Here is an 11,271-nt window from a genome sequence, read left to right as displayed (position 1 = left end):
GCCCGCGACGAGCTGCGCAACGCGGTGCGCGCCGCGCGGGCGCTGCCCGACCAGGTGCCGCCCGAGCTGGATTTCGATCCGCGCAATCCGCCCACCGTCGACACCGCCGCGGTGCGCGGCGCCTGGATGGAGTGGGCCGCGCTGAGCCGCGTGGAGTACACGCCGGAACTGCCGGAACGGTTGCGCTGGGCGCACACCCGCCTCGTCGACGAGCTGGAGCTGCTGCAACAGGGCACCCGCAAGGAGCTCGATCGCCTGGACGAGGTGTGGGCGCCGCTGGTGCCGCGGATCGCGGCCTGGCTGGACGGTGCGCGCGAGGTCGCGATGCGGGCGGGCGAACTGCGCACACTGAAGCGCGCCGAGGACTGGCTGAAATCGGCGACGGCGGGTCTGCGCGACGAGCGCATGGCCCCGCTGGAGACCACCGCGCGCTGGGTCTGGCGCACCCTGCGTCAGCAGAGCAATGTCGAACTCGGCGCGATTCGCTTGCAGGGCAACGCGGGCACCGCGCGCCGGGTGCTGCTCGACGTCACCGTCGACGAGGTGGACGGCGCGGCGCTCGGCGTGATGAGCCAGGGCGAGCTGCACGCGCTCGGCCTCTCGCTGTTCCTGCCGCGCGCGACGGTGGAGGAGAGCCCGTTCCGTTTCGTGATGATCGACGACCCGGTGCAGGCCATGGACCCGGCGAAGGTGGACGGGCTGGCCAGGGTGCTCGCGTTCGTCGCGTGGACGAGGCAGGTCGTGGTGTTCACCCACGACGAGCGGTTGGCCGAGGCGGTGCGCCGGATGCAGCTGGACGCCTGCGTGCTGGAAGTGCAGCGGCGCGAACGGTCCGTGATCGAGGTGCGTACGTCGAGCGATCCGGTGCGGCGCTACCTGGACGACGCGCGGTCGCTGGTGCGCACCCCGCAGCTGCCGCAGGCGATCGCGGACGAGCTGGTCGCGACGTGCTGCCGGTCCGCGGTGGAGGCGGCAAGCCTGGCCAGGGCGCGGCGCGAGCTGCTGGCGCTCGGCATGAACCACCGCGAGGTGGAGCGGCACATCGAGGGCGCGCAGACCACGAGGGCCATGGTCGCGCTGGCCGTGATGGGCGTGTCCTACAACGTCGACAACCTCAACAAACACCTTGCGCGGGAAGGCAGATGGCTGGTCGGCGCGCTGCGCGACGTGACGGCGGGCGCGCACGTGCCCATCGATCGCGGCATGCGTGAGCTGATCGCGAACACCGAGCGGTTCATCGCCTGGATGGCTCGGTGACCGGGCAGCGCGGACCGCGGCGGCGCCCGCCCGCCCGGCCGCGCCGATCGAAGCCGAGTGCGCCGCGCCCGACGGTGGCCGAGCGGCTCGACGCGGTGGATCGGCTGCTGGACGGCGAGGTGACCGCGGCGGGCGGCGTGTGGTCGCGGGCCACGGCCTGGATTCTGCGGCTCGCCCTTGAACAGGCGGTGGACGAGTTGTGGGCGCGCCTCGCACCGGAACTGGCGCGCTGCCCGATGCGCGCCCAGCTGCTCGCGCTGCGCGTCTACGCGGGACCGGAGACCGGCGCGCAGGTGGCCGCGGTGTGGGCGGCGCTCTCCAGGGCCGCCCACCATCACGATTACGAACTCGCGCCGAGCGTCACCGAATTGCGGCGCTGGCGCGAGCAGACCGCCGCCATCGCGGGCGTGCTTGCCAGGGTCGGCCGCGGGGATTCGGTCTGGGTGCGCACCGAGATCGTCCCGGACTGACGGTCCCTCGGTACGGGCTGCTCGGTGCGGGCAGCGGAGCAGCCACGGGCCGTGCGCGGCGGGGCAGTGCGGGCGGGGGGAGAATCCGGGCATGGATGAGTCGCAGCCGTGTCCGTGCCGTCGCGGGGAGCCGTTCCAGGAGTGCTGCGGTCGGGCGCTGTCGGGCGCGCGGCCCGCGGCGACGGCGGAGGCGCTGATGCGTTCGCGCTACACCGCGTTCGCGGTCGGCGACGTCGATTACCTGCGGCGGTCCTGGCATTCGCGGACCAGACCGCGGCGGCTCGAGCTGGATCCCGGCCAGCGGTGGCTGTTCCTCGAGATCGTGCGCACCGAACGCGGCGGGCCGTTCGACGACACCGGGACGGTCGAGTTCGTCGCGCACTACCGCGCCGAGGGCCGACGCGGCTCGCTGCACGAGGTCAGCCGGTTCGCGCGGGAGAACGGCGCGTGGGTCTACCTCGACGGGGTCGTCGAGCCGTGAGCGCGCAGCGCGCCGGCGACGGCGCTTCGGTAGCGTCGACCCCTATGCCACGTGTTGCGATCGAGTACTGCACCCAGTGCCGCTGGCTGCTGCGGGCCAGCTGGATGGCGCAGGAGCTGCTGAGCACCTTCGCCACCGAACTGGGCGAGGTCGCACTGATCCCGGGCACGGGCGGGGTGTTCCGGATCACTGTCGACGGCGAACAGGTGTGGGAGCGCAAGGCCGACGGCGGTTTTCCCGACATCGCCGTGCTCAAGCAGCGGGTGCGCGACCGGGTCGCGCCCGGCCGTGACCTCGGCCACGCCGACCGGCGCGAGGCCGAGCCCTCCGACTGAGTCGCGAGCGTCAGCCGCAGCAACCGCCGCCGCAACAACCGCCACCGCTCGGCGGCGGCGTCGGGGCCTGCGGCGCACCGCCGCCTGCGCGGCCGACGGTGGCGAAGGTGGTCAGCAATTTCACCGTGTCGTCGTGGCCCCGCGGGCAGACGGCCGGGTCCGAGGACTGGGCCATCGGGCGATTCACCTCGAAGGTGTCACCGCAGTGGCGGCACCGGAAGCTGTAGTTCGGCACCGGCTCAGGGTAGCGCCCGGATCACGGTTGATGCGTCCTCCCCGTGGCACTCCGGCACCGCACGTACTCTCGAAGAGAGATCACGAGGTGCAGACCGGGGTGTGGCAAACCCTCAGCGCACCCACGGGTCGTGGGCAGGAGGTGCGCGACGATGAGCACTCGGTTCGAAATCGAACGGGGCTGGGATGTGGACGGTGCCGAGCCCATCGTCGAGACCACGTCGGGCCGGGTGCGCGGCTTCTTCGACGGACCGATCGCCACTTGGCGCAGCATCCCCTACGGAGCGCCCGTCACCGGGACGCGGCGATTCCGGCCGCCGACCCCGCCGGATCCTTGGGACGGCGTGCGGGACTGCCTGACGTTCGGCGCGATCGCCCCGCAGACGATGGGCACCATGGTTCCGGTCGATTCGGATCTGCGGATGGGCGAGGACTGTCTCTGGCTGAATGTGTGGGCGCCCAGCCGTCGTGCCGAAGAATCCGGCGAGCCCCGTCCGGTCATGGTCTGGCTGCACGGCGGCGCCTACTGCCTCGGCACGGCGGCCCAGGCCATCTACAACGGCCGCAAGCTCGCCGAGACCGGCGACGTCGTCGTGGTGAGCGTCAACTACCGGCTCGGCGCGCTGGGATTCCTCGACCTGTCCTCGCTGTTCCACGGCTTCACCCCGAATCTCGGCCTGCACGACCAGCTCGCGGCGCTCGAATGGGTGCGCGACAACATCGCCGGGTTCGGCGGCGACCCGGACAACGTGACGCTGTTCGGCGAATCCTCCGGCGCCGGATGCGTGACGGCGCTGCTCACCGCGCCGCGCGCGGCGGGGCTGTTCCACCGCGCCATCGCGCAGAGCCCGCCCGCCACCACCGTGTCCGGCCGGGATCGCGCCGCGATCGTCGCGCGGCGCTACCTGGAATTGCTCGAGCTGTCCCCGTCCCAGGCCCTCGACCTGATCGACCTGCCCATCGAGCGGGTGGTGCAGGCGGCCGGGCTGCTGCTCGACGAGATTCCGCTCGGGGAACCGGGCAGGCTGGCCGCGGCGCCGGTGGTCGACGAAGACCTGCTGCCGGGTTACCCGGTCGACCGATTCCAGCGGGGACACTCGCACCACGTTCCGCTCATCATCGGCACCAACAAGGACGAGGCCTCGCTGTTCCGGCTGTTCCGTTCACCGATCATGCCGGTGACGCCGGACGCGGTGACCATGATGCTGCGCGACGTGGCGGCCAATCATCCGGAGATGTCGGCCGAACGGATCGCCGAGATCACCTCGGCCTACCCCGATCTGGACAAAACCCGCGGCGCGCTGGCCATGTCGACCGACGCGGCGTTCCGTATGCCCGCGCACTGGGTGGCCGACGCGCACGCGGCGCACACGATGACCTGGGTCTACCGCTTCGATCACGCCACCCCGATGCTGCGCGCGGCTCGCGTCGGCGCCGGGCACGCCACCGAATTGCCGTACATGTTCGGCAACTTCGGCACGTTGAACCACGACCCCACCTTCTGGCTCGGCGGCCGCAAGCAGGCGACGGAAGTGTCCGGGCGGATGATGCGCCGCTGGCTGGCCTTCGCCAGGCACGGCGTGCCCGCCGCGCTGGACGGCTCCAAGCACTGGCCGCCCTATCGGCCGTCGACGCGCACCACGTTGCTCATCGACGCCGCCGATCGTGTCGTCGACAATCCCGACCACGACCTGCACACCGCGTGGGGCGATCAGGCCGTCGGCTTCAGCTGAGCATCGGTCGGGGCCGGATTCGGACCCACGGCCGGATTCAGACCCAGCGCTGGATTCAAACAGAGCTCGGTTCGGGCGCTTCGGCTTCCGCGCGGCGGCCGAGCCGCACGGGCATCCGCTCGTATCCGTGCAACGTGAACAGCTTCCTGCGCTGCGGCGGGCCGTCCAGGCGCAGGTCGGGGAACCGATCGAACAGGGCACGCAGCGCGTAGGTGCCTTCCATGCGGGCCAGGCTGGCGCCCAGGCACGCGTGGATGCCATTGCTGAAGGCAAGGTGATCCTTGGCGTTCGGGCGGGCCACGTCGAACCGGTCCGGATCGGAGAAGATCCTCGGATCGCGGTTGGCGCCCGCCAGCGACAGCACCACGGTGTGGCCCTTGCGCACCTGTGCGCCGTGCAGTTCCACGTCGGCGAGCGCGGTGCGCGCGGTGGTCTGCACCGGGGAGTCGATGCGAAGCACTTCCTCGATCGCGTTCGGCCACAGCTCCGGTTCGGCGCGCAGCCGGGCCAGCTGGTCGGGGTGGTCGAGCAGCTGCACGACGCCGTTGCCGATGAGGTTGACCGTGGTCTCGAAACCCGCGCCCATCAGCAGGCTCGCGCTGGCCTTCAGCGCGTAGTCGTCCAGTTCGCCCGCGGTGACCAGGGCGCTGAGGATGTCGTCGCCGGGCTCGCGGCGCAGCCGGGCGATGTGACCGTCGAAGTAGTCGTTCATCACCTCCATGGCCTGCATGGCGTGGTGGTGCGCGCGCCACGGGATGCCGACGTCCAGCAGCGGGGTCAGCTGATCGCCCCAGGCGAGGAATCGGGCGCGATCGGCATCGGGGAAGCCGAGCATTTCGGAGATGATCGCGATCGGCACCTGAGAGGCGAACGAGGCGATCAGGTCGGCGGAACCGCCGGACGGCAGCGCGTCGAGCAGTTCCTCGGTGACCGTCTCGACGCGGTCGCGCAGCTTGCCGATGGCGCGCGGGGTGAACGCCGACGCGACCGGTTTGCGCATGGCCGTGTGCTCGGGCGGATCGATCACCAGCATGGAGGGCGGCTCGACCGGGTTCGCAGGCACCGGCGAGCGGTCCGCGAGCAGTTGCAGAGGTTTGGGGATGTCGAAGCTCTCGTTGTTGCGCACGCCGAAGCGGCTGTCCCGCAGGATGGTCCGGCACACCTCGTGGTCGAAGGTGGCCCAGGACAACGAGGTCCGCATGATCCGGCCGCGCCCGCGCATCTCCTCGATCAGCGGATAGGGATCGGCGATCCCGTCCGGGCCGCCCATCAGCCGCGAGAACGGATCACCGCGGCGCGCCTGTGTACGCAGGACCAGTCTCGGCAGACCCTGCTGCGACAACCAACGCAACCAATACTGCGGCTTCATATCCCACCAACTCCATCGTTGTGCGATATATCCACCGTACGGACTCCGCCCTGATTGTGGAACGTCCTCCGGTCGGACGCGTTCTCCTACCGGAGTAGGAGAACGAGCCCTGTGCCGCCGCACGCCTCCGTGCGGCACGGTGCGCGGGCGGACCGGTCGGGGGAACTTACGAAGGCCGCGGGATCAGCCGACGTGGGCGGTGACGCGCTCGGATTCGATGCGGCGCTGCCGCCGGTCGGGGTCCGGGTTGGCGACCTGGACGAGGGCGGCGCCCGCGACGAGCACGGCGACGAAACCGTTGATCAGTTCGTCGGCGGTGTCCCACGGCGCGCTCGACAGCACCCGGTCGCCCTCCGAGAAACCTTGGCGCATGGCCGATTTCCGTGCCTCGGCGAGCACCTCGGCGACCGGCATGCCGTCCAGCGCGACGCCCGCGCCGTGCGGGAAGAACTGGTCGCCGTGCACGCGCACCGCGGTGGCGAAATCGGTGATGCCGATCGGCAGGTCCCGGATCGGAGCGCCGAGCGGATCCAGCGAGAGCGCGGCAACCTCGGCGACGCCGTCGGCGTCATCGATGCGGTCGGCCGTCACCAGCGCCAGATCGGCGTCGGGGTCGGGGGTCAGCACCACCTCGGTGCCCGCCCACCAGCAGCCGAGCAGTACGGCGGCGGTCTGCCAGTGTGCGGGTAGCAGCACCGCGACCCGCGCGCCCGGGCTCAGGCCGAACTCGTCGCGGATCAGGTTGGCCGTCTTGGCCGCCCAGTTCGCGAGCGTCAGCCCGGACAGCTCGATCCTGGCGCCGGTGGCGTCGTCGTAGTAGGTGACGCGCGGTCCCGCGGGTTCGCGGGCGAGGATCGGGTCGAGAACCGCCTCGGTGAGGTTCAAGGTCTGGGTTTTGTCACGCATCAGGGGCTTCACGTTTCAGTTCACGCATTTCGGTCCGTTCTGGCCTGCGTCGATCGGTGGGGCGGGCGGAACCGGCGTCGCCGACGTCGACGTTCCGGAGAAGTCGAACATGGAGCTCGCGGCCGAGCCCGGCCCAGAATAGTCGCTCGCCAGCACGACGCTCACCGAGTCCGGCGACATCGACGGGTCCGCGACCACCGTGAGCTTGCCGAGGGCTTCGGCGACCGCCTTGGCCCTCGGATCCGCACTGTCCGCCGCGAGCACCCGGCTGCCGGTGACACTCCCACCGGAATAGTTGCCCACCCGGCCCGCCTGGAAACCCTTGGCCGTCAAGGCTTGCGACACCTGCCCCGCCAGCCCGCCGGTACCGCTGGCATTGAGGACGTTCACGGTGACCGTCGCCGGGTCGACGCCGGGCGCGGCCGCCTCCTCGGCGTGCTCGCCGACCAGCGAGGCCACATAGGACTTGACCGCCTTCGGATCCACCCGCACCACCGACTCGCCGTCGCTGGTGGTGCCGTTGAGATCGGTCACCGGGATGGTCTCGAACTGGACCTGACCACCGGACAGATCCCGGAGCTGCTGGAGGAAGGCCACCACGTCCCAGTCCTCGTCGAGCACCACCGTGCGCCCGACCGCCTCGCTGAGGTTGCTCAGCCGTCCCGGATTGGCGAGCGTCTTCGTACTGAGCATCTGACCGACCAGCTGGGCCATGAACACCTGCTGGCGCACGATCCGGTCCAGGTCGCCGCGCTGCAGGTCGTGGCGCTGGCGCACGAAACTCAGCGCCCGCGGCCCGTCCAGCCGCTGGCGGCCCGCCGGGAATTCGGCGCCCGACATCCACTCGTCGACCGGGTTGTTCAGGCACACCTCGACGCCGCCGACCGCGTCGGTGAGCAGCACGAAGCCGAGCAGGCTGACCTCGGCGTAGTGATCGACGGTGATGCCCGTGAGGTTGGCGACGGTCTTGATCAGCGCCTGCCGCCCGGCCTTGGTGGACTGCTTCTCGGCCTCGGCCTCCGGCACCCCCTGGTCGATCAGCTGCTGCCGCTCGGTCTCCTTCGTCTCGCCGTACGCCGAATTGATCTTGCCCTTGCCGATGCCGGGGATGTCGACGTAGGAATCGCGAGGCAGCGAGATGGCGGTCGCGGACCGGCCGTCGTTGGGCACCCGGACCAGCACGATGGTGTCGGTATTGGTGCCCATCTCGTCGCCCGCGTGCAGCATGGCCCGCTCGGCGGTGGTGAGCGGATTGCCGTGCGCGTCGGTGCGGCTGTCCACCCCGACCAGCAGGATGTCGACGGCGCCGTCGCTACCGCCGCCGAGACCGAGGCCGCCGATGCGCTCGATGTTGGCGATCAGCGAGTCCACGCTGTGCCAGGCGAAACCGGTGATGACCAGCACCACGGCGGCCACGACCGCGACGAAGGCATGCACCAGGCCCCACGAACCGGCGCCGGCCTCCGCACCGGCGAGTCGCGACGGCATCGGTGTACTCCTCCGCTGCAACTGCGCATCCTCTCGACAAGCCCTGTATTTCGCCCCGATCCCCCCGCGTTCGGCGCCCCCGCCGATCCCTGGACCCCGCCACCCGGAAGCCGTTGCTCAAGGCTAACCAACGGTTACCCCACGGGACCGCACCCGCAGGTGTCACGGCGTGCCAGACTTGCGCCCGTGACCGCCGCCGTACCGCCCGCCGCCGCTCGTCTCGTCGTCACCGGGGCGAGCGGACAAGTCGGCCGGGAGTTGTTGCGCCTGGCCCCGAGTGCCCGCGGCTACCGCCGCGCCGACCTCGACATCACCGACGCCGACGCGGTGCGTGCCGTGATCGCCTCCGGTGACGTGGTGCTCAACTGCGCCGCGTACACCGCGGTGGACAAGGCCGAGTCCGAGCCCGATGCCGCGTTCGCGGGCAACGAGACCGGCCCGGCCGTGCTCGCCGCCGCCTGCGCGCGCGCCGGTGCCCGGCTCATCCATCTCTCGACCGACTATGTGTTCCCGGGTACCCAGCGTGCGCCGTACGACACGGACGATCCGACCGGTCCCGCCACCGTCTACGGGCGATCCAAGCTGGCGGGGGAACGGGCCGTGCTGGATTCGGCCGCGCACGCGCACGTGGTGCGGACGGCCTGGGTATACGCCGGGCGCGACGGTGATTTCGTGGCGACCATGCTGCGCCTGGAACGCGAGCGCGAAACCGTCGACGTGGTGAACGACCAGATCGGGTCGCCGACCTACGCCGCCGATCTGGCCGCCGGTCTGCTCGAGCTCGTCGCCCGGCCCGATGCGCCGCGGCTGCTGCACGCGACCAACGCGGGCGTGGCGAGCTGGTTCGACCTGGCCAGGGCGGTGTTCGAGGAGGTCGACGCCGATCCGGAGCGCGTGCGGCCCTGCGATTCCACGGCGTTCCCGAGACCCGCTCGGCGCCCGGCCTATTCGGTGCTGTCGGACCGGTCCTGGGTGACGGCGGGTTTGGCGCCGCTGCGGGAGTGGCGCATCGCGCTGCGCCACGCGCTGCACGCGGCCAGGGACTGAATCCGGTGAGACACGGTCGGCCCGTGGCCTTTTCGATCACCACGGCGCGCCGTCGCCACGGGCGAGGAAAGACCGATCGGTCTGGCATCGGGTGTGCACCGGGGGACGCGCGGTCGCGTCGTTCGGACTAGGCTTCCATGCCGTGAGCGCTTCCGAATCCGCGGCCCCCGGTGGCCTGGCCGTCGTCACGGTGACTTATTCACCCGGCGAGCACCTCGAGCACTTCATCACCACCCTCGCCCACGCCACCAGCGAGAAACCGCAGGTGATCCTGGCCGACAACGGGTCGGTCGACGGCGTGCCCGAGCTGGTGGCCGAGGCCAACGCGCACGTGCGGCTGCTACGCACCGGCGGCAACATCGGATACGGCGGCGCGATCAACCGCGCCGTGGCCGAGATCGACCCGAGCATCGAATTCGTCGTCATCGCGAATCCCGACGTCCGCTGGGGCACCGACTCCATCGACAAGCTGCTCGAGGCCGCCGAGCGCTGGCCGCGGGCCGGTGCGCTCGGGCCCATGGTGCTGGAGCCGGACGGCAGCGTGTACCCGTCGGCGCGCTCGGTACCCGGTCTGCTGGACGGCGCGGGTCACGCCATCCTCGGCACCGTCTGGCCGGGTAACCCGTGGACCCGCCGCTACCGGCAGGAGAACGAGGAGATCTCCGAGCGCACCGTCGGCTGGCTGTCCGGCTCGTGCCTGCTGGTGCGCCGCGCCGCTTTCGACTCGATCGACGGCTTCGACTCCCGCTACTTCATGTACATGGAGGACGTCGACTTCGGCGACCGCATGGGCAAGGCGGGCTGGCACAATGTGTTCGTGCCCACGGCCGAGGTCACCCACGCCAAGGGCCATGCCGCGGGGCGCCACCCCGAGGTGATGCTGCCCGCGCATCACGCCAGCGCCTACCGCTTCCAGGCCGACCGGCATCCGCACTGGTGGCAGGCGCCGCTGCGGCTCGCGCTGCGCGCTGGACTTGCGATTCGCTCCCGGATTGCGGTTCGATCTGCGCTGCGTGAGTTGGCGCAGGAACGCGGCCAACAGGCGTAGGAGCACGGTCGACGGGCGTGCACCGCGGCCACCGGGCGTAGCAGCACGGTGACGGCCGCGGGAACGCGGTCGCCTCGGACGGTGCCCGGCTCGGAACGATCCACTGTGAACAGGGGAACTTTGATGGCAGGACATCCAGGCACCGACGCCGTGATTCTGGTCGGCGGCCAGGGCACGCGGTTGCGCCCGCTGACCCTCTCGGCACCCAAGCCGATGCTGCCGACGGCGGGCCTGCCGTTCCTCACCCACCTGCTTGCGCGCATCGCCGAGGCCGGGATCACCCACGTCGTGCTCGGCACCTCCTTCAAGGCGGAGGTGTTCGAGGAACACTTCGGCGATGGCGCCGAACTCGGTCTGGAACTCGAGTACGTCACCGAGACCGAGCCGCTCGGCACCGGCGGCGGCATCCGCAACGTGCTGCCCAAACTGCGCGCCGACAACGTCATGGTGTTCAACGGTGATGTGCTCGGCGGCACCGACCTCGGCGCGATCCTGGACACCCACGAGTCGACCAACGCCGATGTGACGCTGCACCTGGTGCGCGTCTCCGATCCGCGCGCGTTCGGCTGTGTGCCCACCGACGAGAACGGCCGCGTCACCGCGTTCCTGGAGAAGACCCAGGATCCGCCGACCGATCAGATCAACGCGGGCTGCTACGTCTTCCGTCGCGAGTACATCGAGAAGATCCCCTCCGGGCGTCCGGTGTCGGTGGAGCGCGAGGTGTTCCCCGCGCTGCTCGCCGAGGGCGCGCGGGTGCAGGGCCACGTCGACTCGTCGTACTGGCGCGACATGGGCACCCCCGAGGACTTCGTGCGCGGCTCGGCCGACCTGGTCCGCGGCATCGCCCCCTCGCCCGCACTGCCCGGCCAGCGCGGCGAATCGCTCGTCCACCCCGGCGCGGGC

The 11,271-nt window shown here is 71.0% G+C and carries 11 protein-coding genes and 1 pseudogene; 8 read left to right on the top strand and 4 right to left on the bottom strand.

The window, feature by feature from the left end; genetic code table 11:
• From NL1_RS38390 to NL1_RS34320, 4 genes and pseudogenes are all read left to right on the top strand, one after another.
• Positions 1–1,257 (top strand): annotated as a pseudogene (locus tag NL1_RS38390) (hypothetical protein); the annotation flags it as partial.
• Complete coding sequence (locus NL1_RS34330; RefSeq protein WP_067848686.1) at positions 1,254–1,727, top strand: hypothetical protein; 474 nt, start codon at positions 1,254–1,256, stop codon at positions 1,725–1,727. The pseudogene NL1_RS38390 and the gene NL1_RS34330, both read left to right, overlap by 4 nt.
• A 91-nt stretch (positions 1,728–1,818) precedes the next feature.
• The gene (locus tag NL1_RS34325) at positions 1,819–2,208 is read left to right on the top strand and encodes a YchJ family protein (RefSeq protein ID WP_067848685.1); all 390 of its coding nucleotides are present in this window, start codon (positions 1,819–1,821) and stop codon (positions 2,206–2,208) included.
• A gap of 44 nt (positions 2,209–2,252) precedes the next feature.
• The gene (locus NL1_RS34320) at positions 2,253–2,543 is read left to right on the top strand and encodes an Rdx family protein (protein ID WP_067848683.1); all 291 of its coding nucleotides are present in this window, start codon (positions 2,253–2,255) and stop codon (positions 2,541–2,543) included.
• A 10-nt stretch (positions 2,544–2,553) separates the two neighbouring features.
• Here NL1_RS34320 and NL1_RS37065 read toward each other — a convergent pair whose 3' ends face one another.
• Positions 2,554–2,778, bottom strand: coding sequence for an FmdB family zinc ribbon protein (locus tag NL1_RS37065; RefSeq protein WP_084511366.1), 225 nt, complete (start codon positions 2,776–2,778; stop codon positions 2,554–2,556).
• Positions 2,779–2,929: 151 nt separating this feature from the next.
• On the opposite strand from NL1_RS37065, the gene NL1_RS34315 reads away from it, so the two are divergent.
• Positions 2,930–4,510, top strand: coding sequence for a carboxylesterase/lipase family protein (locus NL1_RS34315; protein ID WP_067848680.1), 1,581 nt, complete (start codon positions 2,930–2,932; stop codon positions 4,508–4,510).
• Between the two features lie 55 nt (positions 4,511–4,565).
• Here NL1_RS34315 and NL1_RS34310 read toward each other — a convergent pair whose 3' ends face one another.
• From NL1_RS34310 to NL1_RS34300, 3 genes are all read right to left on the bottom strand, one after another.
• Entirely contained in the window at positions 4,566–5,879 is a 1,314-nt protein-coding gene (locus NL1_RS34310) for a cytochrome P450 (RefSeq protein WP_067848678.1), read from the bottom strand.
• A 183-nt stretch (positions 5,880–6,062) separates the two neighbouring features.
• Entirely contained in the window at positions 6,063–6,785 is a 723-nt protein-coding gene (locus tag NL1_RS34305; RefSeq protein WP_067848677.1) for a TIGR03089 family protein, read from the bottom strand.
• Positions 6,786–6,800: 15 nt separating this feature from the next.
• Positions 6,801–8,273, bottom strand: a complete 1,473-nt coding sequence (locus NL1_RS34300; protein ID WP_084511364.1) for an LCP family protein — start codon at positions 8,271–8,273, stop codon at positions 6,801–6,803.
• A 186-nt stretch (positions 8,274–8,459) separates the two neighbouring features.
• Between NL1_RS34300 and rfbD the strand changes: the two genes are divergently transcribed.
• The 3 genes from rfbD to manB form a co-directional block, all read left to right on the top strand.
• A complete protein-coding gene (gene rfbD / locus NL1_RS34295) occupies positions 8,460–9,320 on the top strand; it encodes a dTDP-4-dehydrorhamnose reductase (RefSeq protein WP_067848676.1) in 861 nt (286 codons plus the stop codon).
• Between the two features lie 142 nt (positions 9,321–9,462).
• Positions 9,463–10,368, top strand: a complete 906-nt coding sequence (locus NL1_RS34290) for a glycosyltransferase family 2 protein (protein WP_245673724.1) — start codon at positions 9,463–9,465, stop codon at positions 10,366–10,368.
• Between the two features lie 123 nt (positions 10,369–10,491).
• Positions 10,492–11,271, top strand: a 780-nt coding sequence (gene manB / locus NL1_RS34285) for a mannose-1-phosphate guanylyltransferase (RefSeq protein WP_067848675.1), incomplete at its 3' end; no start/stop codon positions are given.

The organism is Nocardia lijiangensis NBRC 108240, from assembly GCF_001613045.1.
Classification (GTDB): Bacteria; Actinomycetota; Actinomycetes; order Mycobacteriales; family Mycobacteriaceae; genus Nocardia; species Nocardia lijiangensis.
Note: the sequence above shows the minus strand (reverse complement) of the source record. Positions and strands in the feature narration are given on the sequence as shown.

Coding starts and splice junctions, on each gene's coding strand:
- NL1_RS34325 (WP_067848685.1), top strand. CDS start 1,819: ATGGATGAGTCGCAGCCGTGTCCGTGCCGTCGCGGGGAGCCGTTCCAG.
- NL1_RS34320 (WP_067848683.1), top strand. CDS start 2,253: ATGCCACGTGTTGCGATCGAGTACTGCACCCAGTGCCGCTGGCTGCTG.
- NL1_RS34315 (WP_067848680.1), top strand. CDS start 2,930: ATGAGCACTCGGTTCGAAATCGAACGGGGCTGGGATGTGGACGGTGCC.
- NL1_RS34310 (WP_067848678.1), bottom strand. CDS start 5,879: ATGAAGCCGCAGTATTGGTTGCGTTGGTTGTCGCAGCAGGGTCTGCCG.
- NL1_RS34305 (WP_067848677.1), bottom strand. CDS start 6,785: ATGCGTGACAAAACCCAGACCTTGAACCTCACCGAGGCGGTTCTCGAC.
- NL1_RS34300 (WP_084511364.1), bottom strand. CDS start 8,273: ATGCCGTCGCGACTCGCCGGTGCGGAGGCCGGCGCCGGTTCGTGGGGC.